Origin of the sequence: Bacteroides sp. LFL-34 (genome assembly GCF_027257075.1) — a bacterium.
Taxonomy (GTDB): Bacteria; Bacteroidota; Bacteroidia; order Bacteroidales; family Bacteroidaceae; genus Bacteroides; species Bacteroides ovatus.
On the sequence record NZ_JAPQKZ010000048.1, the window covers coordinates 1 to 25,909 of the forward strand.

Sequence of the window (25,909 nt, forward strand, 5' to 3'; positions counted from 1 at the left end):
ATGATGTGGTGTCTTTAAAGTTACTAAAAAGCAAACATATCTACAACTTTTAATAGGATTAAGAAAGAAGAAGACAGTTGAAATAAAAAAGAGATTACCACCAAATTTGACGAAGAACCTTTTTCAACTTTATAGTAGACAAAAAACTCTCATTCATTTCTGCACTTCACCTCTGTGTCCTCCGCGTCCTCTGTGGTGAACAAATGCATAACCGCAAAACAATTACTTTGTATGCTGCTTCACATACTCCGATGGCAGACAACCGACATACTTCTTGAAACTGGTAGAGAAGTAAGAAGAAGATCCGAAGCCTACCATTCCGCTAATCTCCGAAATGGAGTAGCGCCCTTCAAGCAACAATTTACACGCCTTATTAAAACGGATGCGCCGGATAAAGTTGGCAGGCGGTTCACCGGATATGGAATTCATCTTGAGATACAGTGACGAACGGCTCATACAAAGCTGACTTGCCAACTCATCAGAGGTGAAGTCTTCATTACTGATATTTTCTTCTACTACCTGAATAGCTTTGCTCATGAATTCCTCATCCAGATTATTCGAAGTCATTTTAGCAGTATCTATATCAATCGTATTCGAATAATAGTGTTTCAACCGCTGGCGTGCTTTCAGTTGATTAGCTATTTTTCCTTTCAATAAATGAATCGAGAACGGTTTGGCAATGTAATCATCCGCTCCAGCCTGAATACCCTCCGTCTGTGCATCGACACTTCCTTTGGCAGACAACAGCAGGACGGGAATATGGCAGGTTTGCAGATTTCGTTTAATAAGCTGGCAAAGTTTGATACCGGCAATACCCGGCATCATCACGTCGGAAAGGACAATGTCCACACGGTGCTCTTTCATAATAGCCAATGCTTCTTCGCCGTTTCCGGCGGTCAGCGTCACATAGTTCTGCCGGAAATTATCTTTCAGGTAATCCACCATCTCTTTATTGTCATCTACCAACAAGATAGTAGGACGCTCTTCCTCACTGCCGGCTTCTATCTGATCACCGTCCGATAGTTCTTCTGCAACTATAGCCGACGCATCACCAGAGAAATATTCATCAGCCACCGGAAGCTCCCGGAGAGAAGCAGATGTTTCGACTTCATGTGTCGGCAATTCACGTTCTTTCTCCGTGAAGGCAGCCATATCAGCAGGTAGCGTGACTTTAAATTCGGTATATTGAGCTGGTTCGCTTGCTACCGTAATAGTGCCGTGATGCTTTTCCACAAGCATCTTCACCAATGACAGCCCGATACCCGTCCCCTTTCGCTGACCGTCTACCTGATAGAAACGTTCGAAAATACGGGTTAGCTGTTCCGGAGACATACCGATTCCGCTATCTCTTACCGTGAAACCATAGGTATCTCCCTCTGTCCATAAGGAAAGCAAAATACTTCCGCCGTCCGGTGTAAACTTAAAGGCGTTAGACAACAGGTTCATCAAGATAGTCTCTACATACGTCCGGTCCGCCGGAAACAACCGTCCTTCCAGATCGGATTTTATATGAAAGCTGATAGCACGCTTCTGCGCATTTTCTTTAAACAGGGCAAAAGCATCTTGCAACAGTCCTTCTACATTCACCTGCGCAACATGAATGGGCATTACACCTGCTTCGGCTTTACGGAAATCCAGCAACTGGTTGACAATGTGCAACAACTTACGACCGTTCTTATAAACGTAATCCAGTTTCTGCTGTACCGGAGTTCCTTTCAGATTGCTCTGCCCCAAGAGTTCCTCCAACGGAGCCAGTATCAGACTCAACGGAGTACGCAACTCATGAGACATATTCATGTAAAAACGTACTTTCTCCTGACTGATTTCTTCTATCTTGTTTCGTTCTATCTGTTCGATCCGGACTTGCATCTTCATTTTGGCACGAGCAATAAAAAAATAGATCACAAAGACGAGAAGCCCTACAGAAAAGAAGATGAAAAGTGTCTTTGCCCACCAGGTCTGATACCACATCGGAATGATATGCACAAAAAATTCAGTGGTCGCCTCACTCCACTTTCCATTGTTGTTACATGCCTTCACCTTGAATACATACTCACCGGGCGGGAGATTGGAATAACTTGCCCGTGCAAAGGAAACATGGCGGGAGTAGTTCCACTCGGTTTCAAAGCCTTCCAATTTGTAAACGAACTGGTTCCGCTTGCCAGCCAAATAGTTGATAACGGCAAACCGGATATTAAAAAGTTTCTGATCGGAAGGGAACGACATACCCAGCATCCGCCCTTGCTCGTCCTGATAATAACGTACCCGTTCACTTTTCATATCCGTAATCACCTGATTTAAGACAACGGCTCCTGTCACTACCGCATCCGGGGAATATGGATTATCACCCAATTCGTATGGCTTGAAATAGGCAACGCCCCCAAGAGACCCCAGGAAGAATGTACCATCGTGCGCTTTGCAAGCTCCGAAATAGTTAAACTGATCGTGAGGCAATCCGTCCTGCTTCGTATAGTTGAGGAAAGTACCCTCCTCCGTATTAAAGCAAGCCAGTCCCTTGTTAGTTGTCAACCATAAACGCCCCCGTTCATCTTCCAGTATATTATAAATAAAGTCATTTGGCAAACCGTCTTTCATCGTATAGTGTTTCCAGGCAGTCGGTGCTCCTTCCTTATAGCAATATAATCCTGTGGAAGAACCGATCCAGATTTCATGACGGCTATCCTCCTGTACACAGAAAGCCTGTATCAACCCATGCAGATAAGCCGAAGAAGAAAGATGCAGTTCTTCCAGTTTCCCGCCGGCATACAAAAACAGGCTCTCTTCCGTACCAATCCAGATTCTTCCTTTTGAATCGCGAAACAAGGTATATATCAATACATTCTCCAACTTTTTATGCTTTTTAGCTAATGGATGCTGTGACAGTTCGCCGGTCTGTTTGTCGAAAAGGTAAAGCCCGCTCATGCCGCCTACCCAAAGCGTTCCATCCGTTCCGTCCAATAAGGAGTAACAACTGTTAGTCAGGGAAGTAGAATGGGGAAAGGAATATGTTTCTATCCTGCCACTCCGGTGATGCAGACGACTCATTCCCCCTCCATGAGTGCCGATATAGACACTTCCATCCTTGTCCGTCCATATACATTTTATATTGTCCGACTTTAAAGCATTGGCGGAAGTACCCGTCCGGTAATATGAAAAGACTCCGGTTTTCCGGTTATAATAATTTAATCCGCCGTCGTTCGTGCCAATCCAGAGATTGCCATTATCCGGGTCTTCGGCAATACAACTCACTGTGTTATCACTTAACGAATTCCTCCAGGCGGAATGTTGCAAGCGTCCGAATGCCGGAGCGAGAGGATGATAATAATTAAGCCCGCCGTAAAATGTACCGATCCACATTCCCCCTTGATTATCTTTCAAGATAGAACGGATGGAATTATGGCCCAAGGTAGTCGGATCTTCAGGAGAAAAACGACAGATACGGAAAGTTCCCGTCTCCGGTTCAAGGATAAGCAAACCTTCCATGGTTCCTATCCAAACCCTTCCTTTATCATCTCCGGACAATGTCCTGACCGAGTTCGTAAGGAAATAAGCAGGAGTATTTTGCTTGTTATAATGATGTTTTATTTGAAAGTTGTTATCCACACAATACACCCCGTTTGTCAATGAAGCCAGCCAACAGTTGCCGGTTTTGTCGTCATAGAGCATATCGGAGATGGTTTCTCCTTTCAACTGGAGAAGAAGCCGGGTCACGTTTTCGTTGCGTACATAATAGAAATAGACACCTTCCGAAGTTCCCAACAGGAAACCGTCATTCATCCGGCGCTTTATAATACGAAACGAAGCGGGAACCTTCATACCAGTTCAGTCCGTCTATGGTGCCTACCCAAATCTTATTATTATGATCTTGTGTCAGAGCGAGCACAGTATTTTGCGACAGCCCGTCATCTACGGATAATCGCTTAAAATGGATGAAGCTGTCGGCGGCCGATACAGCCAAAGGAAAAAATAAAATGCAAACGGTTAATCCGAATAGGTATCTAAATAGCAAATGTCGGTCTTTCATGAGCTAATATTGAAGAATTTATCGTAAAGATAAGTATTTTCAATTCAATCTGATAAATGAATCCCGTTTTTTAACTCATATAAAGGACCGGCATCGGCTCAAAACAGGACAACTGCGCCAAAGTCCGACAGTTATAAATTCATATTTTAGATGCGGTTGCCCTGAACTTTAAATTTTTTACGGTTTCTCTTCAAGTTAGTAAGACGGATTTTCTGATTTTTCTTTCAGATCTTTATAACGTTTCAAGGCTTCCAGATAATAATAATCAGCATAATTGAGCGGAGTATCAATTTCACTGTCATGCGGGAAACTGCCAACCGAATGTAACAGGATGAAGCCATGATTTCCTCCTTCCTGGGCCAAATAATCATCAGAGGATAACTGTTTCAGGATATGCTCCGCATAACGGAAATATTCTTCCCCTTGTTTCTTGTCGCCATAACCACTCAACTCCAGTAATGCAGAAGCTGTTACGGCAGCCGCAGAAGCATCCCGCGGTTCATTCGGAATATTAGGAGCATCATAATCCCAATAAGGTACATAGTCATTTTCGGACGGACGGTGATCGATAATGAACCGCGCTATTTTATGAGCGGCATCCAGATAGCTCTGTTGCTTAGTGAAGCGATAACACATGGTATAACCATACACTCCCCAAGCCTGTCCACGCGCCCAAGCAGAAGAATCGGCATATCCCTGAAAGGTTCCTTTCGACTCTACCTCACCGCTATCTGCCAGATAGCTCACCACATGGTAGGAGGTCATGTCCTCCCGAAAGTGATTCTTCAACGTTTTGTCGGCATGAGAGATGGCTATTTCACGATATTTCGGATTATTGGTTTGCTCCGAAGCCCAGAACAGCATTTCAAGGTTCATCATATTATCAATAATCACCGGATAACTCCAATCGCCGAAATCCCACGAACGAATCAGTCCGACTTCCGGACGAAAACGGGAGCACAAGCTTTCTGAAGAATGAATCAGAATCAAACTGTCCGTTGGCTCCGGTTTCAAACGGATGCCCTGCCCATAACTGCAAAACATCATAAAACCCAAATCGTGATTACCCGTATAATATTGCATATCCTGCAGACGGTCCGTATATTTACGCGCCTCTTTTGCGAGAGCCTCATCACCGGTCAACTCGTATGCCAGCCACATGGAACCGGGATAGAAACCACTCGTCCAATCTGTGGGGTGCTCCAGTCTGTACTTTCCTTCTTTAATAGAACGGGGAAAACAGGCGGTATCCGGTTCATTCTTCAATTGTTCTGCCATATAGAGCAACTGATGTCCCGATGTTTTCACTGCATGATCAAACCATGCCATCTCATTTCCTTTTGAAGCATCGCAAGCAGTCAGGAGCGCCATACTCCCTACCGCCAGTAAAAGTTTGTTTTTCATTGTTCCACTTTATTTTGTTACTGTATTCTATTACTGGCAACAAAGTTAGAGCAAGTCGCAGACAAACCCTTTGCAAATCTATTTTTTCATTTTTGTTTCTATTTCTACGGACTTTGATTTTGTCCAAAAGTGCTTTGTTTTTATCTTTTATAGAAAAACAGGCACGGATTTTACCAAATAAGCTGTTGTCAGGCATAACCAAACAACTATGCAGCCTTTTGCAAAATCCGTGCCTCCACCCAAAAGTACGCGCTCTTCTATCTCACAATATCTTCCGGAAATTTAGCCGGCATTTCCACCCTCTTCCAGGTTTCATAATACCAGGTGTTCAACTCATTTCCATTCAAATCATTCTTGATAAAATATTTCAGATGGAGATAATCATTGTCTTTAATCTCAAATTCCAAAATATTGTCCTGATTGTCCAGCATCGGGAGATGAATGTTCTTCTCGATGCTTTCCTTATAAGAATCGTCCGTGAGTTGTTTATAAGTACCATATCCAGTAATAATTGCATCCGCACCGGGAATAATGGTAAAGTTAACGATTTGTCCGTCATCACTCAATACTTTAAATGTATTACTGGGTTTCAACGCTCCCGGAACATCGGGAGACTCGGATACATAATGGCAGAGCTGCCAAATACCTTTCAAATCGGCCGCTTTGAATTTGGTTTTCTTCTGGGCCGTCGCACCTGTTACCGCTAACAACATTATTGAAAGCATGGTAAAGAAATAGAGCTTTTTCATTGTTGTATTATTTTAGTTAACACTCTCGAATGCGTATTTCCAAATATAAAGATTTATTTTGAGAATACAGCAATTCAGAGCATAAAAAAACTCGCATAACCTGAAGATTATGCGAGTTTTACATAAATATACCGAAATATTAGAAATCAGCATTTCTTGGTGTACGCGGGAACGGTATCACGTCACGGATATTCGCCATACCTGTTACAAACAATAACAGACGTTCGAACCCTAATCCGAAACCGGAGTGAGGACAAGTACCGAACTTACGGGTATCCAGATACCACCACATATCCTTCATCGGGATGTGCATTTCTTCAATACGGGTCATCAGCTTGTTATAGTCGGCTTCACGTTCAGAACCACCGATAATTTCACCAATTTTCGGGAAAAGAACGTCCATGGCACGTACAGTCTTACCGTCTTCGTTCTGCTTCATATAGAAGGCCTTGATTTCCTTCGGATAGTCAGTCAGAATCACCGGACGTTTGAAGTGTTCTTCCACTAAGAAACGTTCGTGTTCGGAAGCCAGGTCCACGCCCCAGTAAACCGGGAATTCGAACTTATGTCCTTTCGCAACAGCTTCTTCAAGAATCTTGATACCATCTGTATAAGGCAAACGTACGAAATCATCTTTCAATACACCTTGCAGACGTTCAATCAAGCCTTTGTCGAACATATCGTTCAGGAACTTCACATCATCCGCACAGTTATCCAACGCCCATTTCACACAATATTTGATGAACTCTTCTGCCAAGTCCATGTTGTCTGTAATGTCGTTGAAAGCCACTTCCGGCTCAATCATCCAGAACTCTGCCAAGTGGCGGGGAGTGTTGGAGTTTTCGGCACGGAACGTAGGACCGAATGTGTAGATAGCGCCCAAAGCAGTAGCTGCCAGCTCACCTTCCAGCTGACCGGAAACAGTCAGACTTGCCTGCTTACCGAAGAAATCATCTTCATAAGAGATAGAACCTCTCTCGTCTTTCTTCAAGTCATACAGGTTCATGGTAGTCACTTGGAACATCTGTCCGGCACCTTCACAATCGGAAGCCGTAATGATCGGCGTATGGAAATAGAAGAAGCCCTTTTCATGGAAGAACTTGTGAATAGCAATCGCCATGTTGTGACGGATGCGGAACACAGCACCGAATGTATTGGTACGCGGACGCAAGTGAGCAATCTCGCGCAAGAATTCCATAGAGTGGCCTTTCTTCTGTAATGGATATGTATTATCGCAAGTACCCAGCACTTCGATTTCACGAGCCTGTACTTCCACTTTCTGTCCGGAACCCACTGATTCTACCATTTCTCCGTTCACGCTGATACAAGCGCCGGTAGTAATCAGTTTCAGCATCTCTTCATCGAAATTAGCCAAATCTACTACGATCTGCAAATTATTTATTGTAGAACCGTCATTCAGTGCGATAAAGTTTACTTGTTTGCTACCTCTACGGGTGCGAACCCATCCTTTCACATTAACCATAGCGCCAATGTCTGTGCGCTTCAACAGGTCAACAATTTTTGTTCTACCAATCTTTTCCATTTAACTTTTTCTTTTTAGATACAAGAAGACGAGGTTTCAAATGCAGGATGAATTCTTTCCTGCTTTCTTTCCCCGTCCTCTGTCAAGTTGTTATTTATTGACTTATTACTCAAACGAACCCATGCGGAGGTAGTTTACTTCTGCTTCCGACAGGTAACGCCAGTCTCCGCGACGCAGACCTTTTTTGGTCAGCCCGGCGAAGAATACACGGTCGAGTTTTACTACTTTATAACCCAGTGATTCGAAAATACGGCGAACGATACGGTTCTTACCGGAGTGAATTTCGATACCTACCTGGTCTTTCTTGAAATCATCTGTATAGCTGATCGCATCTGCATGGATTTCGCCATCTTCCAACTGGATACCAGCTGCAATCTGCTCCATATCTGCTTTAGTCAGGTTCTTGTCCAGATGAACATGATAAATTTTCTTCTTCAGGAATTTCGGGTGTGTCAGCTTGGAAGCCAGATCACCGTCATTCGTCAGTAACAGTACACCAGTCGTGTTACGGTCCAGACGTCCTACCGGATAAATACGTTCGTTGCAAGCGCCTTTCACCAAATCCATTACTGTACGGCGTTCCTGCGGATCGTCCGATGTAGTAACGGTATCTTTCGGTTTATTCAGCAATACATATACCTTGCGTTCAATGCTTACCGGTTCGTCGTGGAACTTAACCACATCCGAACGCTTGATCTTTGTACCCAATTCCGTTACTACCTCACCGTTTACAGAAACCACACCTGCTGTGATAAACTCATCAGCCTCGCGACGTGAACAAACACCGGCATTAGCCAGGAACTTATTCAGACGAATCGGTTCATTCGGATCAACAAACTGTTCCTTGTACTCGATCTGTTTCTTTACGCTATACTTAGCATTCGGATCATAATCGCCGGTACGCGGACGAGGACGATAGCCTCCTTGTGAACGGTCATTGTTGTATCTCGGACGGTAACCTCCCCCACCGCCGTTATTGCTGCGATAGCCGCCACCTTCGCCGTTATTGAAACGGGGACGATACGGACGGTCACCACCTTCACGGTTGTAAGAAGGACGTTGAGGACGGTCGCCACCTTCGCCGTTATTAAAGCGGGGACGGTAAGGACGGTCGCCACCTTCACGGTTGTAAGAAGGACGTTGAGGACGGTCGCCATAAGACGGACGCTCACCACCTTCGCCGCTATTGAAACGGGGACGTTGAGGACGGTCATAAGAACCACCTTCACGGTTGTAAGAAGGACGTTGAGGACGGTCATAAGAACCACCTTCGCGGTTGTAAGGACGTTGCGGGCGTTCACCTCCTTCATTATTGTTATTGAAGCGAGGACGATACGGACGATCTCCACCTTCACGATTGTAAGAAGGACGTTGGGGACGGTCGCCATAAGAGCGGTCACCGTACGAACGCTGCGGGCGTTCGCCTCCTTCATTGTTGGCATTAAATCGCGGGCGATACGGACGATCCCCGCCTTCACGGTTGTAAGAAGGGCGATACGGACGTTCTCCACCTTCTCTGTTGTAAGACCTGTTACCATCACGGCCGGCACCTGTATTCTCTTCATTGAAAGAATTTTCGCGCCATTCTTCGTTTTCTGTGCTCATTTTTTTATTCGAATAAAATTAGACTTTGGCCTCACGGCCTATTTAAAAAACACGTTTATTATATAAGTAAACAATTAAAGCCCCGTATATGTATGGGGAGTGATTGCTCTTAACTCTTTTTTAATATCTTCGCTTACATTCAATTCTTCGATAAACTCTTTAATAGAACTTTCTGTAATAGCTTGGTTGGTGCGGGTTAACGCTTTCAAAGCTTCATACGGATGCGGATAAGCCTCACGGCGCAGAATAGTTTGAATAGCTTCTGCCACTACGCTCCAACAGTTATCCAAGTCACGATAGATAGCTGGTTCGTTCAGCAACAGTTTACGCAATCCCTTCAAAGAACTCTGAATAGCAATCACGATATGACCGAAAGGCACACCTACATTACGCAGCACTGTCGAGTCTGTCAAGTCGCGCTGCAAACGGGAAACAGGAAGTTTCACAGCCAAATGTTCCAGGATAGACGTTGCTATACCCAGGTTACCTTCCGCATTTTCAAAGTCAATCGGATTCACTTTATGCGGCATGGCACTCGAACCCACTTCTCCGGCTTTGATCTTCTGCTTGAAGTACTCCATAGAGATGTACTGCCAGAAGTCACGATTCATATCGACCATAATCGTATTGATACGCTTCATACTATCAAAAACAGCAGAAAGGTTATCATAGTTCGAAATCTGCGTTGTATATTCTTCGCGCTCCAATCCCAGTTTCTCTGCAACAAACCGATTACCGAATTGTTTCCAGTCATATTGAGGATAAGCTACATGATGCGCATTGTAATTTCCGGTAGCACCACCAAACTTAGCGGTAATCGGACATGCCTTCAGCATAGCCAGCTGACGTTCGAGACGGTAAACGAATACCATCACTTCCTTGCCTAAACGAGTAGGAGAAGCCGGTTGACCGTGAGTTTTGGCAAGCATTGGAATGTTAGCCCATTCTGTTGCATAAGTCTTCAACTGTGCAATCAGTTCTTCAATCAACGGATAGTAAACCTGTTCCAATGCTTCTTTGATAGAAAGAGGAACAGACGTATTGTTAATATCCTGAGAAGTCAATCCGAAGTGGATAAACTCTTTGTAGTCATCCATTCCGCCCATCTTGTCAAATTCTTCTTTCAGGAAGTATTCTACAGCTTTCACGTCGTGGTTAGTTACACTTTCGATATCTTTAATGCGCTGTGCGTCTGCTTCAGAGAAGTTACGGTAGATATTCCGTAAAGTTTCGTACACATTGCTATCGATTCCTTTTAATTGCGGCAAAGGGAGTTCGCACAAGGTGATAAAGTATTCCACCTCTACCTGTACACGGTATTTAATCAGTGCAAATTCAGAGAAATAAGCTGCCAAAGCTTTAGTTTTGCCTCTATATCGACCATCAATCGGAGATATGGCCGTTAATACATCAAGTTCCATACGTTTTCTTAGATAATTATCAGACTGCAAAATTAACTCTTTTTCCTGAGTTATAGAGCAAAAGGATAGAGAAAGTTTGTATAAAAGCGGTAAGAAATAAAAAAAGCCTCACGAATTTCTTCGTAAGACTCTGTTTTATAGTGGGCGTTGACGGATTCGAACCGCCGACCCTCTGCTTGTAAGGCAGATGCTCTGAACCAGCTGAGCTAAACGCCCTTGTTAATGAGCCGGAAGTGTTTCGTTTTTTTGTGTGGGCGTTGACGGATTCGAACCGCCGACCCTCTGCTTGTAAGGCAGATGCTCTGAACCAGCTGAGCTAAACGCCCGTACACTTCCGTTTCAAAAGCGATGCAAAGGTACGGCATTTTTTGAATTCTGCAAACATTTCATGTATTATTTTTCAAGAAAGTTTTTGCGCAATAAAGAAAAGCTCTGATTATCAACAAATAATACAAAAAAGTTTTTTTTCTCACAACTTTCACTTCGTCCAGTCTGTCTACCAGATAAAGCAACTTATTTACGAATCACCCGTGCCGGATTCCCGACTGCAACACTGTCGTCGGGAATATCTTTCGTCACAACACTCCCCGCTCCTATCACACAACGATTACCAATCGTCACACCGGGACAGATAATAGCGCCGCCACCAATCCAGCAGTCTTCGCCAATCGTCACCGGATAAGCATATTCCTTAGAGCCTCTTCTTTCCTGATAATCCATCGGATGATGAGGCGTATAAATCTGCACACAAGGACCGACCAGTGTATGAGTACCAATTGTGATATATCCTCCATCCAGGAAAGTGCAATTGGCATTAACAAACACATGTTCACCCAACTTGATTCCGTCTCCGTGATCGCAATGGAAAGGCGGGCATATAATGGAAGTTTCAGGAATCCCCGGTACCAACTTATCCAATAATTCTCTATAACCCTCATCGTACGTACTCATTCCCCGCATACGTGCCAATAGTTTTTTGGCATGTTCAAAACGTACCTGCAACTCCGGTGCAGACATATCAGCCAACTGGCTACTACGCATCTTCTCAACTTCCGTCATACCTTATATTTCTTTGCCGTTAGTAAATACAAACTTCTTTTCGTTCGAAAGAGATTCGTTAAATTCAAACCCTTCCCAAGAGAAGCTTTTCAGATCCTCCGGATTTTCAATTCGATTCTTCAGAATGAACCGTGTCATTTCACCACGGGACATTTTGATATATATTACTATCGAAGCCAATTTTCCATTCTTCCATACTTGAAATTCGGGAGTGATGACATGCACCTCTTTTTCCACCCGCTTCCAATCAAACAAGCTTTTCATCTCGTCACTGGCCAAATTGCAAAGTATGCCGCCGGCTTTCTTGATGTCTTCAATGAACACATCCGTCAAACGGGACTGCCAATAAGAAAACATCGTCTGATTACCCGGTTCAGGCAGCACTACATCTCCTTCCAACCGATAGGAACGAATAACGTCCAAAGGCCTCAACAGTCCATAACAAAAAGAAGTCAGCCGCAAGTGTTCCTGCGCATATTCAAATTCTACTTTCGAGAAATCTTTTGCATTCAACCGTTTGAACACAATTCCGGTATAAGCCAATAAAGCAGGCAGTTCCGGTGTACCCTCCGCATGAAAAGCCTGATAACGCTTGTAATTTTCCACAGCTATTTTAGCATTCACACGCAACAGGCGTTCCAGTTCGTCCACCGAAAACTGTGACATCTGCAAAGCAATCCCGGAAGCTTCTTTTTGAAATCGTGGAACCGTTTTCAAAGGAACTTTCACCTTTGAAGTTTCACTCATAGTCTTGGCACAAGATAGAAGTACTAACATTGTTAAATCTGATTTTATCTTTTCGAAAAACAAAAATAAAAAATAAATCGCTTCTCTTGCTGGCTAATAGACAGATTATCCCTAAATTCAGCCAATAATTAACTTTAATCATTTATTAATAACAAAAACACCCCCATTATGACATACACACTAATCCCCCTGAAAGTGTTATGCTTATTGACAATCTTCTGTTTGTATGGCAGTTTATCCTATGCCAGCGTAAACTCTAAACCTTTTGTTGTCCCCGAACTCAAACAATGGACAGGAAAAGATGGTAATTTCACTCCGGGAACAAATGCGAAGATAGTATGCACCTCTGCAAATCCAGAATTGCAGAGAATAGCCCAAATGTTTGCCGACGATTATCAGCAAATGTTCGGAAAAACATTAAGCGTAACTCAAGGCAAAGCCACACCCGGAGACTTCATCCTATCACTGTCAGCTGACAAAAAGCTGGGAGAAGAGGGCTATGAAATCAAGATTACCGATCGGATCACGACTTCTGCCCCCACCCTGACAGGGCTTTACTGGAGCACACGTACCCTCTTGCAAATAGCAGAACAAAGCCAGGAGCACTCATTTCCTAAAGGAATAATCCGCGACTACCCCGACTACTCCATCCGGGGATTCATGATAGACTGCGGTCGTAAATTTATTCCGATGAGCTATCTTCAGGATCTGGTAAAAATAATGGCTTATTACAAGATGAATACCCTGCAAGTCCATCTGAATGATAATGGATTCAAGCAATATTTTGATAACAACTGGGACAAGACTTATGCTGCTTTCCGTCTGGAGTCCGAAACTTATCCGGGACTCACAGCCCGCGACGGTTCTTATTCTAAAAAAGAATTTATTGATTTTCAAAAACAAGCTGCAACCAACTTTGTAGAGATTATACCGGAAATTGATATTCCGGCACATTCATTAGCATTCACTCATTACAAACCGGAAATTGGGAGCAAGGAGTACGGAATGGATCATCTTGACTTATTCAAACCGGAAACCTATCAATTTGCAGACGATCTGTTCAAAGAATACCTGAAAGGTGACGACCCTGTATTCGTGGGCAAGCGTGTGCATATCGGTACCGACGAATACTCGAATGCCAAGAAAGAGGTAGTAGAAAAATTCCGGGCTTTCACCGACCATTATATCCGGCTGGTAGAAGGCTTTGGCAAACAAGCCGTGATATGGGGCGCTCTCACTCATGCTAAAGGAGACACCCCTGTCAAATCAGAAAATATCATTATGAATGCCTGGTATAACGGATATGCCGACCCAGCAACCATGATAAAAGACGGCTACCAGCTAATCAGCATTCCGGATGCAATGGTTTACATTGTTCCATTAGCCGGTTACTATCAGGATTATCTTAACGAGGTATTTTTATATAAAGAATGGACACCGGCACATATCGGGAAAGCCGTATTCGAAGAAAAGCACCCTGCTATTCTCGGTGGCATGTTTGCCATCTGGAACGACCATGCAGGTAATGGAATTTCCGTGAAAGACATTCATCACCGTGTATTCCCTGCGTTACAAACTCTAGCAGTAAAGACATGGACAGGGAAAGAAACCAGTCTGCCATTCGAAGTGTATAATGAAAAGCGTAGTGCTATCAGTGAAGCCCCCGGAGTCAATCAATTGGGAAGAATCGGCAAGAGTCCGGCATTGGTATATGAGCGTTCTACCGTTGCTCCCGGCAGCACTTCCACTTACCCGGAAATCGGCTATAATTATACAGTCAGCTTCGACATTACCGGAGCACCAGAGAAAAGCGGAACAGAATTGTTCCGTTCACCCAATGCCGTATTCTATCTAGCAGATCCAATTCGAGGGATGATGGGTTTTGCACGCGATGGTTATTTGAATACGTTCCCATATAAAGTGAATCCGGGAGAGAAAGCGACCATTCAGATTGAAGGCGATCATCGTAGTACCACACTCAGAGTAAACGGAAAGGTTGTTGAAGAAATGAACATACAGAAATGTTATTTCAATGCAGGAAAAGATTCTATGAGTTATATACGCACATTGGTTTTCCCGCTCGAGAAAGCCGGAAACTTCAATAGCCGGATAGAGAATCTGAAAGTACACAATTATCGTGTAAGCAAATAACAGAAAACATCTATTCGCAACAAGACAACTTAAACAAAAAACTCCCCCTTTGGCATTCCAAAGAGGGAGTTCTTTTTATTTTGATAAACAGCTAAAGCAGTTTATTTATATTCCTGCCAGCTCTTGATCTGAATATCACCCAATTTCAATTCACAGAATGCTTCGATAAAGGCACTTGCCAGACGAGCATTTGTAATCAATGGAATGTTGTGATCGATTGCACCACGACGGATACGATAGCCATTCGTTAATTCACGTTTGCTATGATTCTTCGGAATGTTTACGATCAGGTCAAACTTATGGTCAGCGATCATCTTCATTACATTATTCTCTGCACCTGGTTTCTCATCCGGCCAGTAAACCGGAGTCGCGTCTACTCCATGAGCATTCAGGAATGCAGCAGTTCCGGCAGTAGCATAAATCTGATATCCCTTAGCAAACAGCATACGGCTGGCATCCAGCAAATCCACTTTCGACTTCATAGCACCGGAAGAGAACATTACTGCTCTTTCAGGAATCTTGAATCCGGTAGCGATCATTGCATTCAGCAATGCTTCAGAGAAATCATCACCGATACATCCAACTTCACCTGTAGAAGACATATCCACACCCAATACCGGGTCAGCCTTGTGCAGACGAGAGAAAGAGAACTGAGATGCTTTTACACCAATCCAGTCGATATCAAATGCAGATTTATCCGGACGTGAGTACGGAGCATCCAACATGATGCGGGTAGCTGTTTCGATGAAGTTACGTTTCAGTACTTTAGAAACAAACGGGAAACTACGAGAAGCACGCAAGTTACATTCGATTACTTTCACTTCGTTGTTACGAGCCAGGAACTGGATATTGAACGGACCGGAGATATTAAGTTCTTTAGCAATCTGACGGCTGATTTTCTTGATACGGCGTGCCGTTGCAAAGTAAATCTTCTGTGCCGGGAATACCAGTGTAGCGTCACCGGAGTGAACACCGGCAAATTCCACATGTTCAGAAATTGCGTATTCCACCACTTCACCATTCTGGGCAACAGCATCAAATTCAATTTCTTTTGTATTTTCAAGGAATTGAGAAACAACTACCGGGTATTCTTTAGAAACTTCGGCAGCCATCTTCAGGAAGTTTTCCAATTCTTCGTCATCGTAGCAAACATTCATAGCAGCTCCCGAAAGAACGTAAGAAGGACGAACCAATACCGGATAGCCTACTTTTTCTACGAATCCTTTCACCTCTTCGAGACTGGTAAGTTCCATCCATGCCGGCTGGTCGATACCCAGTTGGTCAAGCATAGCAGAGAACTTGTTACGGTTTTCAGCACGGTCGATAGAGATCGGAGAAGTACCCAATACAGGAACCGACTGGCGGTAAAGTTTCATAGCCAGGTTGTTCGGAATCTGTCCACCTACAGAGACAATCACACCGCGAGGTTGTTCCAGATCGATTACGTCGAGTACACGTTCGAACGAAAGCTCGTCGAAGTACAGACGGTCGCACATATCATAGTCAGTAGAAACCGTTTCAGGGTTGTAGTTAATCATGATAGATTTGTAACCCAATTTGCGGGCTGTCTGAACGGCATTTACCGAACACCAGTCAAATTCTACAGAGCTACCGATACGGTAAGCACCCGAACCCAGTACGACTACTGATTTTTCATTCTTATAATAGTTTACATCATAACCTTCCACTGCATAAGTCATATACAGATAGTTAGTCAGTTCCGGATGTTCGGAAGCAACTGTATTAATACGTTTTACAGCCGGGAGGATACCCATAGATTTACGATGAGCACGCACTGCCAGGTTTTCTTTCTCCATGTTTCCGGTTGGATTCAGTACGAAACGGGCGATCTGGAAGTCGGAGAAACCTAACACTTTAGCTTCACGCATTACATCGGCAGGTATATCTTCTACCTTATTATAGGTAGACAGTTTCGCTTTGTAGTCTACGATATTTTTCAGTTTGCCAAGGAACCAGGGATCGATCTTAGTCAGGTCATGAATACGTTCGATGGTATAACCTTCTTCCATTGCTTGTGCGATAGAGAAGATACGCAAGTCAGTCGGACGGGAAAGTTCTTTATCCAAATCGTCAAAGTGCAGTTCGTCATTACCTACGAAACCATGCATACCCTGACCGATCATACGAAGACCTTTCTGGATGATTTCTTCAAAAGAGCGACCGATAGACATGATTTCACCTACCGATTTCATGCTTGAACCGATTTCACGGGATACACCGGCAAACTTCGTCAAGTCCCAACGAGGGATTTTACAGATATAGTAGTCAAGTTGCGGAGCTACGTATGCAGAATTCGGAGTCCCCATCTCACCAATCTGGTCGAGTGTATAGCCGAGTGCTACTTTAGCAGCAACGAATGCCAACGGATAACCGGTAGCTTTAGACGCCAATGCAGAAGAACGGCTCAAACGGGCATTTACTTCAATCACACGGTAGTCGTCCGTATCAGAGTTGAAAGCATACTGAATGTTACACTCACCCACGATACCGAGGTGACGGATACATTTAGTAGAAAGTTCCTTCAACAGAGTCAATTCTTTATCATCCAGTGAACAGGTAGGAGCCACTACGATGGATTCACCGGTATGGATACCCAGCGGGTCAAAGTTTTCCATGCTGGCTACTGTGAAGCAATGGTCGTTAGCGTCACGGATCACTTCAAATTCGATTTCTTTCCAGCCTTTCAACGATTCTTCTACCAGAATCTGTTTAGAGAAAGCAAAGGAGCTTTCAGCCAATTTCAGGAATTCTTCTTCGTCGGCACAGATACCGCTACCAAGACCACCCAATGCATAAGCAGAACGTACCATGACAGGATAACCGATTCTGCGTGCAGCAGCAATGGCATCTTCCATGTTTTCTACTGCCTGGCTAACCGGAGTCTTCATCTCGATTTCGTTCAGTTTCTTCACGAACAAATCACGGTCTTCTGTATACATGATAGCTTCTACCGATGTACCAAGCACCTTTACTCCGTATTTATCAAGAATACCCTGTGTGTAGAGTTCCGCACCGCAGTTCAACGCAGTCTGTCCGCCGAATGCCAGCAAGATACCATCAGGACGTTCTTTCTTGATAATTTCTTCTACAAAATAAGTATTTACGGGAAGGAAATACACTTTATCGGCAATACCTTCAGAAGTCTGAATGGTTGCGATGTTCGGGTTTACCAATACTGAGCTGATACCTTCTTCTTTCAAAGCTTTCAGTGCTTGTGAACCAGAGTAGTCGAACTCTCCGGCTTGTCCGATTTTGAGTGCTCCAGAACCCAAAACGAGAACTTTCTTGATTTCCTTTTCCATTTCTTTTGTTGTTATAATAAGTTGTTATTTCTAAGTTCGTCCATAAAAAAAATGCGTTACCCTCAAAAAAGGATTAACGCATTACCAAAGAACTAAAATATCGTTTTTGGAGAAAAGAGAAGAAGTCTGCCGTTTCCGGGTGCAAAACATCCGAATGTAGATAATACTTACTTCTGATTTCCTGTTGATTCATTGTTAATATCAAAATTTGTGCAAAGTAACGACATATTTTGCAAATGACAAAAAGAAACGTTCATTTTTTACTGAAATAGTTTACCGCGTCAATGAAACGGTTGTTTTTTCCGTTAGCTTTTTAATGAATACTTTTTTATCATAGTAAGCACAAATCATGAAGTAACTACATTTTGATGTATCTTTCAGTTTTTATCCTTATCTTTGTCGCCATTATATAATAAGGTAATAAAATATGGGAAAAGAAAAAATCATATTGACGGGCGACCGTCCTACCGGAAGACTTCATATCGGTCACTATGTAGGCTCGTTGAAACGCAGAGTTGACCTGCAAAACGCAGGTGATTATAGCAAGATGTTTATCTTCATTGCCGATTCGCAGGCATTGACAGACAATATAGACAATCCGGAGAAGGTGCGTCAGAATGTAATTGAAGTAGCCCTTGACTATCTGGCTTGTGGCATAGATCCGTCTAAAGCTACCATCTTCATACAGTCGCAAATTCCGGAATTATGCGAGCTTAGTTTCTATTATATGGACCTTGTAAGCGTATCTCGCCTGCAACGTAACCCGACTGTGAAATCGGAAATCCAGATGCGCAACTTTGAAGCAAGTATTCCTGTAGGTTTCTTCACTTATCCTATCAGCCAGGCAGCGGACATCACAGCATTCCGTGCAACAACTGTCCCTGTGGGTGAAGACCAGGAACCAATGCTTGAACAGGCTCGTGAAATCGTTCGCCGTTTCAACTATATATATGGTGAGACATTGGTAGAACCGGAAATCCTGTTGCCGGACAATGCAGCCTGCCTGCGTCTTCCGGGAACTGACGGTAAAGCTAAAATGAGTAAATCACTCGGAAACTGTATCTACCTTTCGGAAGAACCGGAAGAAATCCAGAAGAAGATCATGAGTATGTATACCGATCCGGGACATCTCCGTGTACAAGACCCGGGAAAGATTGAAGGTAACACCGTATTCACTTACCTTGACGCCTTCTGCCTCCCCGAACATTTCGAACGCTACTTACCGGATTATCCGAATCTGGCAGAATTGAAAGCACATTATCAACGCGGCGGACTGGGCGACGTAAAAGTGAAACGTTTCCTGAATTCTATTATGCAAGAAATACTCGAACCGATTCGTAATCGTCGTAAAGAGTTCAGCAAAGATATTCCGGCTATCTATGACATGCTTCAGCAAGGATGCGAAGTAGCCAGAGCTGCTGCTGCCGAGACTTTGGCAGATGTGAAAAAAGCAATGAAGATTAATTATTTCGATGACAAGGAGTTAATCGAGGAACAGGTAAAACGTTTCTCACAGGAATAAGGAAGTTTGCATAAAAACGTATCATATAAAGTAAAGGCTGCCTACTCTAAGAAAGAATGGCAGCCTTTATTATAATATATAATTTAAGATTTAGCTAACTTCATCTTCATCATTCTTGAATAATACATCCTTTAATTTCTGATAAAGGAATGAAAGTATCAGTAATATCAGTCCGAGAATGATGAATACAATGATCTTACCGATAGTAGGCATTGCCCACAAATCATCAAATACAAGTTTAAGCAGAACGATTCCAAAAGTCGAAAGGCTTATCATGCGCATGACTTTCTGATGCAAACGCATCCCTAGTCCCATCTGAACAAATCCGGCAATACTTAATGAAAGCGAAAGTCCGGCACTGAAATCATCCACTCCTACCTGCCAGAGGAAAGAGCGTACCATTGTCACCCAAAGAAGAGTGACCAGAATATTGAGATAAATAGTGAAACGACTCTTGATGCCGATTAATAGATAGTATTGGCGTGCCACATAGCATATATTCGCTATTACAAATGCTGCCGTGAACCATCGTAGTACAACAGGCACAAAAGCCATGTTCTCCCATTGATCTCCCCATATATTTATGATATATACAAGCGTATTTATCCCAATAGCTAACATATAGAAAGTCAGACATTGGGTGATCGGGAATCGTTTTCTAAAAGAATAACAAACACTCGAAATGGCAATGGCAGTAAACAAGAACATTGCTCCGCTCCTCGTAGCTCCCTCAAAATGCAGGTGAAACTCCATCATAAATGTATAATAAAGTATGGCTACAGAGACAAAAAGCATGAAAGGATTCCAGAAACCATATTCCAGTTGACGGGCTGTAGAGAAGAATGGTCTATAATACCCCATCAACAGAGCAAATGCTCCCATAGCCAGCCCTACAAACAAAGAGGTGGCAAATGAACTGTTCAGGAAAATAGTGCTGACAGCATGATGCTCATGCATTACTACATTATATATATCCATCAGGTAAGAAATAAAGGTGAGTCCCACCAGTATCTTTGCCGCATATTCATATACCCGGATTCTCGACTTGATATAAAGCCATAATAATAACACCATTTCTGACGCCCAAACTAATGTTATACAGTTTCCATCCAACTGAATCGGAACGGTAATAGAGACAAATGTCAACACAAGCCCCAGAGTGGTATACACCAGGAATTTATAGTCTTTCCGGCTCTTCCATAACCAAAGCACCAGTCCTAAATTAACAAGAGCAATGAACAGGCTCAACAAACCGCTTGCTTTGAAAGACCATCCCATATTCCGCAAGAACAAAGCTCCCGAAAGCAGATAAATAAAGTTATTCGTTATAATGACGAATACCAGCCCCCGACTCATTGTTCGCATATCTTCCCCACGAAGAATAGAGAACACCGGAAGTAGAAAGATAAAATAAAACAGAGTGGTAAACAAAAACAAGTGCCCCGAAATAACTGTAGAACTGGAGGTATAGCTAAATAAAAGAAAGATTCCCATTATCAGCCAGGTAAAGACAAATGAGATCATCGGAAGCTCACCCCACTTCTTATAAATGGAAAGTCCGAACATACCGAGATTCAGGATACTTACATAAGTGAACAGTACCAGATAACTTCCCTCTCCACTGCTTACGATGAAAGGTGCAAGAAATCCTCCGACAAGTGAAATGATGGCCAGTTCGCGCCGATTGTATACCACAGACAAAACAGACATAAATACAGTGACGCCTATCAGAATGATAAACGCCATAGTCTGCGAGAAGATATGATAATAATGGAATGCAATGGCAACCGTAAGATAGAATACAGCAAAAGCACCACCCGCAAGCAACGAGCTAAATGTACGATACTTCTTTTGCAACCGTTCGGCAACGACCAGCAATACAGCTCCCGTCAGAAAACCAAGTACGGTACGGAAAGTCTCATTGATCCAATTCTTATCAATAGCATACTTCACAAAGAAGCCTACACCGATGACGAATATTAGGATACCGATCTTTCCGAAGAGATTCTCACCGATGAACTTCTCATAGTTCACTTGTTTCTTTTGTTTCGGAACAGCCTCAACACAAACATCTTCCAGTTCTGTTTCAACCGTCTTTTCACGTGTTCCTTCCAGTGCCTCACGGATAACTGTTTCAACAAACGGCTTCTGTTTTTCCGGTACAGTTTCTTTTTGCTGTTTAGTCTCTAGTGTCGAAGTTTTTTCTATTATTTGAGGTGATGCAGAGATATCTTCGTTTTCCTTTTTCAATGCTTCTCCTTCAAGCTTTACCTTTTCAGTAACCCCTCTTTGCTGAACTTTGAGATAATCATCCATCCGTTTTTTTATCTCGTTCAGTTCTCTTTCTATCTTCCCAAAACGATTATCCAGCCTACTCAATAAAACAAAAAACATAATTAAAACGAGTAGTGCGTATACGGTATTTATATCGTCCATAATATTTTAGATTTGAGTTCCATATCACAAATATATAAAATATTGCTACACAGAGCGATTATTCCAGTAAGAATGATTCAAATCAAGAGTGAATTAACAGAGATTCAAGCCCTTTCACTTTGCTTTGTATGTAATTTCATTATAGCTAATCAGAATATCATTATAGCTAAAAGGAAGATGCTAATAGCAAAAACAAATATGCTAATAGATTATTTTTTTCATTGGGATGATTAAAAAAAACATTGCAGTGTTTGCCACAATTAATGCAATGATTTTAGAAAGCACTGTAATGACATTTTTTCGATATGTAATGTGATGAATACGGTAATGAGAAGCCCTCCCTTCACCCGCAAACAGTTTATTCATCGAGAGTTCAGAAGAAAGGTGAAGAGGATTGAAAAAATAGCTATTTGCAGGGGAAGTGTGGAGTACCTCTTATTCCCCCTCTAAAGCGTAGCTTTAGGTAGGCAAAAGCTATGCTTTACGTTCCCTAAAGCTATGCTTCTTCAAGGTAAAACAACCTACATTTATAATCAGTGTAAGCGCTTCCATATACCTCAAACTCATAATCAAAAGCCCAGGCAAGTATTAATGGTCCTAAAATAAGAAAAGAAAAGGCAGCTGAAAGCGAAAATACCTTATTTCAGGATTCGCTTTCAGCCGCCTTCTCTCTTTCAGCAGGCGATCACAAAGAATCGCCGAATACTGAAATTATATGATTACTGTGCTGATTCGACCAATACTACACGGTTCAGAATCGGTTGACCGAATTTGTCAACACCACCACCGGCTGCAACTTTCAATCTATCGGCAGAGATGCCATACTTCTTAACGAGCAGGTCTTTAACAACTTGTGCACGTTCCAAACTCAACTTCTGATTGAAAGCCGGAGTACCTGTTGCAGAGTCTGCATATCCGTTGATTGTGTATGTAGCGTTCGGAGATTCTTTTATCTTGCTGGCAAGATATGACAAGTTCATTTCTTCCTGCGGAGACAATTTATCAGAACCGATCTTGAAGAATACAGTACGTGGAGCAATATTAGTATCTGTTATAACAACTTCTTCAGTATCTTCTACTTCAACCGGTTGTTGTGCATTTGCCAACTGCTGTTGTAATTGCATATTAGCTGCTGCCATTGCATTCATCTGGTTACGCATCTGGTTTAATTCAAGTTCAGAGATAATCTGTGGAACCGGACGTTGGAATCCGCGAGTCGGGAAATAATAAGTCACCCCGATGGTAGCACCTAAGATACCATCGTAGTCAGGTTTACCTGCGTGCTCTCCGTCAAACTTGCCTTCCAGACCTGTTGCACTCAATTCCAGATTCAAGTCAACAGCATTCGACAAACGGAAGCGGTTGATAATACCTGCATTGAAAGTAGCGGAGTTAGTGTGAGGACGAGAATAAGCATGAGCCCAACCGGCACCAATATAAGGGATAATTTCATATACACGGTTCGGATTGTATCCACCGAAAAGTGCATTCAGGTTAATCATCAAATCACCATGCAAGTTCATGTAGTCCCATCTTTGTTTGTAAGAACCATCTTCTCTCGGACCGCCAACCACATAATTAGCATTTTCGCTGGTGGTAAATCCTTTGGCTTGTAATCCGCTGTACTGCAAACGCAATCCGAATCCCGGAGTTACCCATTTACCAACAGACACGTTAAATGTGGGAGCAACACGATCTCTGAACTTACCGATATGGTCATTGTTTCCATACAATACCTGGGCACCTCCTCCTACAGAGAAGAACCAGTTACTCCAGAAAGGATTAGTTATTACTTGATATTTATCTTGCACCTGAATCACTTCGTATTCAGTTACAGTCATTGTCTGCTGCGCAGAAGCGACAGACGCAACGCCGGCAAATGCCAGCAACATCAGAATCTTTTTCATATACCTAATAGTTAAGTGGTTATTTAAATCTTTTTCTTTGTTGAACTATTTAAATAACACGAACTGAACTAAAAGGTTTTAGGAAAAGATGAATTTATTTGTTTTATTTGAATAATCTTTCGATGTCCTCCTCCTTAATGGTTGTCAAAACGGTTTTCCCATCGGGTGTGTAATTCGGTGAGGGACAGGCAAAAAGGTTGTCTACAAGGCTTACCATTTCTTCATTACTCAACACCTGTCCGTAGACAATAGCCGCTGCTCGCGCCAATGTTAATGCCAGAATATTTTGGATTTCTTCCTTAACGTCATTCCCTTTTTCCATCGCTGTATGTAGCATATTACGCACCAGTTCGACCGGATTCAGTCCTTCAATACCCGAAGGGATGCCATTGATGGCATAGCTACCGCCTCCCAGATTGCTCAAATCGAAGCCGACTGCCGACAAATCATCCATAATGCTTTGAAGAACAGCAGCTTCTGAAGCCGGTAATTGTAATATTTCCGGGAAGAGAACGCCTTGAGATACTCCCTGTTTCTGTTGAATCTGTACCATATAGCGATCAAAAAGCACCCGTATATGTGCCCGGTGTTGATCGATTAGCATCAGACCCGATTTAACTGAAGTCAAAATAAACCGCCCTTTAAACTGCAAATGCTGATTTCCTTTTTCCATCACCGGTTCGTTGGCATACAAAGTAGAAGAAGCGGCGGATGTCACCGTCTCTATCTTTTCTTCCACGAAGGCCGGTTCGCCTCCAATAGAAGAATCCTCCCAATCCATTTCGGGTTCCGGCTGCGGATTATTCATCTTACTGGCTTTTGTCAGCCCTCCGTACAAATCCTCCCATTCTACTTTCGAACGACTATACGATCCGCCACCACCGCCACCGGCAGAGACTTTAAACGGATTATAATCTGTATTATAATGTACCTTCGGAGGTTCGGAAGATATCTTTTCCTCAAATGCCGGAATATCAGGCATATCCTCCGTATCAAAATCAATGGAAGGGATAGCACTGAACTTACCCAACGATTCCTTAACGGATGCTGAAAGTATCTGCCAGATGGCCTGCTCATTCTCAAACTTGATCTCGGTCTTTGTCGGGTGAATATTCACATCAATATTAGCCGGATCTACATCAAAATAGATAAAATAGGAAATCTGTTCACCGGCGGGAATCAACTGTTCATAAGCCTCCATGACTGCCTTATGAAAATAAGGATGGCGCATATAACGTCCGTTGACAAAGAAATACTGATGGGCTCCTTTCTTACGGGCAGTCTCCGGTTTGGCTACGTATCCGGAGATTTTCACCATGGTAGTGTTCACGTCTATATTCAGTAATTGCTGGTTGAGCTTCTTACCGAAAATAGCAAGAATACGCTGGCGTAACTGTGATACCGGAAGATTGAACAGTTCCGAATCATTACTATAAAGCGAAAAGGCAACTTCCGGATGCACCAAAGCGATACGCTCAAATTCGGCAAGGATGTTGCTCAATTCAGTGGAATTAGCCTTTAAAAATTTACGACGGGCAGGCACATTAAAGAACAGGTTCTTTACAGAGAAGTTACTTCCTTTAGAACAGGATATAGCCTCCTGGCTCTCCACTTGAGAACCCGCAATCACCAGTTTCGTTCCCAGTTCTTCCGATTCCGGACGCGTCTTCAGTTCTACCTGCGCCACTGCTGCGATGGATGCCAATGCTTCCCCACGAAATCCCATGGTACGCAAAGCAAACAAGTCCGCAGCTTCCCGTATCTTGGAAGTAGCATGCCGCTCAAAAGAGAGACGGGCATCCGTTTCGGACATTCCTTTTCCATCATCAATCACCTGAATACAGGTTTTACCCGCATCAGTCACTAACACATGTATATTTTGCGCATCTGCATCAATCGCATTCTCCACTAGCTCCTTGATAACAGATGCCGGACGTTGTATCACTTCACCGGCAGCAATCTGGTTAGCTACCGAATCAGGTAACAAATGAATGATATCGCTCATACTTCGTAAATTA

13 protein-coding genes, 2 tRNA genes and 1 pseudogene are annotated in these 25,909 nt (G+C 43.1%); 2 read left to right on the plus strand and 14 right to left on the minus strand.

The genetic code is table 11. The annotated features are described in order from the left end of the window. Positions 1-222: 222 nt before the first annotated feature. The 10 genes and pseudogenes from N5O98_RS22070 to yaaA all read right to left on the minus strand — a co-directional run bounded on the left by N5O98_RS22070 (position 223) and on the right by yaaA (position 12,582). Positions 223-4,024: pseudogene (locus N5O98_RS22070) on the minus strand (hybrid sensor histidine kinase/response regulator transcription factor). Positions 4,025-4,219: 195 nt separating this feature from the next. Further along, the gene (locus N5O98_RS22075) at positions 4,220-5,428 is read right to left on the minus strand and encodes a glycoside hydrolase family 88 protein (protein ID WP_004308642.1); all 1,209 of its coding nucleotides are present in this window, start codon (positions 5,426-5,428) and stop codon (positions 4,220-4,222) included. A 257-nt stretch (positions 5,429-5,685) separates the two neighbouring features. Next, the gene (locus tag N5O98_RS22080) at positions 5,686-6,177 is read right to left on the minus strand and encodes a DUF4488 domain-containing protein (protein ID WP_004305582.1); all 492 of its coding nucleotides are present in this window, start codon (positions 6,175-6,177) and stop codon (positions 5,686-5,688) included. Between the two features lie 139 nt (positions 6,178-6,316). Then, entirely contained in the window at positions 6,317-7,720 is a 1,404-nt protein-coding gene (gene asnS / locus N5O98_RS22085; RefSeq protein WP_004297192.1) for an asparagine--tRNA ligase, read from the minus strand. A gap of 105 nt (positions 7,721-7,825) precedes the next feature. After that, the gene (locus N5O98_RS22090) at positions 7,826-9,325 is read right to left on the minus strand and encodes a pseudouridine synthase (RefSeq protein WP_118161548.1); all 1,500 of its coding nucleotides are present in this window, start codon (positions 9,323-9,325) and stop codon (positions 7,826-7,828) included. A 74-nt stretch (positions 9,326-9,399) separates the two neighbouring features. Continuing rightward, positions 9,400-10,746: an adenylosuccinate lyase gene (gene purB, locus N5O98_RS22095; protein WP_008650420.1), complete on the minus strand. Its 1,347-nt coding sequence runs from the start codon at positions 10,744-10,746 to the stop codon at positions 9,400-9,402. A 141-nt stretch (positions 10,747-10,887) separates the two neighbouring features. Further along, a tRNA-Val gene (locus N5O98_RS22100) sits at positions 10,888-10,962 on the minus strand. A 35-nt stretch (positions 10,963-10,997) separates the two neighbouring features. Further along, a tRNA-Val gene (locus N5O98_RS22105) sits at positions 10,998-11,072 on the minus strand. A 187-nt stretch (positions 11,073-11,259) separates the two neighbouring features. Beyond that, positions 11,260-11,805 carry a sugar O-acetyltransferase gene (locus N5O98_RS22110; RefSeq protein WP_004297187.1) on the minus strand — a complete coding sequence of 182 codons (546 nt, stop codon included), beginning with the start codon at positions 11,803-11,805 and terminating at the stop codon, positions 11,260-11,262. Positions 11,806-11,808: 3 nt separating this feature from the next. Then, on the minus strand, positions 11,809-12,582 hold the full coding sequence (gene yaaA, locus N5O98_RS22115; protein WP_004308638.1) for a peroxide stress protein YaaA: 774 nt from the start codon (positions 12,580-12,582) through the stop codon (positions 11,809-11,811). A 138-nt stretch (positions 12,583-12,720) separates the two neighbouring features. Here yaaA and N5O98_RS22120 point away from each other — a divergent pair, with 138 nt between their 5' ends. Continuing rightward, positions 12,721-14,703, plus strand: coding sequence for a family 20 glycosylhydrolase (locus N5O98_RS22120; protein ID WP_004308637.1), 1,983 nt, complete (start codon positions 12,721-12,723; stop codon positions 14,701-14,703). 101 nt (positions 14,704-14,804) lie between these two features. Here N5O98_RS22120 and carB read toward each other — a convergent pair whose 3' ends face one another. Beyond that, positions 14,805-18,026 carry a carbamoyl-phosphate synthase (glutamine-hydrolyzing) large subunit gene (gene carB / locus N5O98_RS22125; RefSeq protein ID WP_004305593.1) on the minus strand — a complete coding sequence of 1,074 codons (3,222 nt, stop codon included), beginning with the start codon at positions 18,024-18,026 and terminating at the stop codon, positions 14,805-14,807. A gap of 427 nt (positions 18,027-18,453) precedes the next feature. On the opposite strand from carB, the gene trpS reads away from it, so the two are divergent. After that, complete coding sequence (trpS, locus tag N5O98_RS22130; protein ID WP_004297181.1) at positions 18,454-19,548, plus strand: tryptophan--tRNA ligase; 1,095 nt, start codon at positions 18,454-18,456, stop codon at positions 19,546-19,548. A gap of 90 nt (positions 19,549-19,638) precedes the next feature. On the opposite strand, the gene N5O98_RS22135 is transcribed toward trpS, so the two are convergent. From N5O98_RS22135 to mutL, 3 genes are all read right to left on the minus strand, one after another. Then, entirely contained in the window at positions 19,639-21,984 is a 2,346-nt protein-coding gene (locus N5O98_RS22135) for a DUF2339 domain-containing protein (RefSeq protein WP_004308636.1), read from the minus strand. Positions 21,985-22,703: 719 nt separating this feature from the next. Beyond that, the gene (locus tag N5O98_RS22140) at positions 22,704-23,891 is read right to left on the minus strand and encodes an OmpA family protein (RefSeq protein WP_004305595.1); all 1,188 of its coding nucleotides are present in this window, start codon (positions 23,889-23,891) and stop codon (positions 22,704-22,706) included. A gap of 103 nt (positions 23,892-23,994) precedes the next feature. Then, positions 23,995-25,896: a DNA mismatch repair endonuclease MutL gene (mutL, locus tag N5O98_RS22145; RefSeq protein WP_004297175.1), complete on the minus strand. Its 1,902-nt coding sequence runs from the start codon at positions 25,894-25,896 to the stop codon at positions 23,995-23,997. Between the last annotated feature and the right edge of the window lie 13 nt (positions 25,897-25,909).

Coding starts and splice junctions, on each gene's coding strand:
- N5O98_RS22075 (WP_004308642.1), bottom strand. CDS start 5,428: ATGAAAAACAAACTTTTACTGGCGGTAGGGAGTATGGCGCTCCTGACT.
- N5O98_RS22080 (WP_004305582.1), bottom strand. CDS start 6,177: ATGAAAAAGCTCTATTTCTTTACCATGCTTTCAATAATGTTGTTAGCG.
- asnS (WP_004297192.1), bottom strand. CDS start 7,720: ATGGAAAAGATTGGTAGAACAAAAATTGTTGACCTGTTGAAGCGCACA.
- N5O98_RS22090 (WP_118161548.1), bottom strand. CDS start 9,325: ATGAGCACAGAAAACGAAGAATGGCGCGAAAATTCTTTCAATGAAGAG.
- purB (WP_008650420.1), bottom strand. CDS start 10,746: ATGGAACTTGATGTATTAACGGCCATATCTCCGATTGATGGTCGATAT.
- N5O98_RS22110 (WP_004297187.1), bottom strand. CDS start 11,805: ATGACGGAAGTTGAGAAGATGCGTAGTAGCCAGTTGGCTGATATGTCT.
- yaaA (WP_004308638.1), bottom strand. CDS start 12,582: ATGTTAGTACTTCTATCTTGTGCCAAGACTATGAGTGAAACTTCAAAG.
- N5O98_RS22120 (WP_004308637.1), top strand. CDS start 12,721: ATGACATACACACTAATCCCCCTGAAAGTGTTATGCTTATTGACAATC.
- carB (WP_004305593.1), bottom strand. CDS start 18,026: ATGGAAAAGGAAATCAAGAAAGTTCTCGTTTTGGGTTCTGGAGCACTC.
- trpS (WP_004297181.1), top strand. CDS start 18,454: ATGGGAAAAGAAAAAATCATATTGACGGGCGACCGTCCTACCGGAAGA.
- N5O98_RS22135 (WP_004308636.1), bottom strand. CDS start 21,984: ATGGACGATATAAATACCGTATACGCACTACTCGTTTTAATTATGTTT.
- N5O98_RS22140 (WP_004305595.1), bottom strand. CDS start 23,891: ATGAAAAAGATTCTGATGTTGCTGGCATTTGCCGGCGTTGCGTCTGTC.
- mutL (WP_004297175.1), bottom strand. CDS start 25,896: ATGAGCGATATCATTCATTTGTTACCTGATTCGGTAGCTAACCAGATT.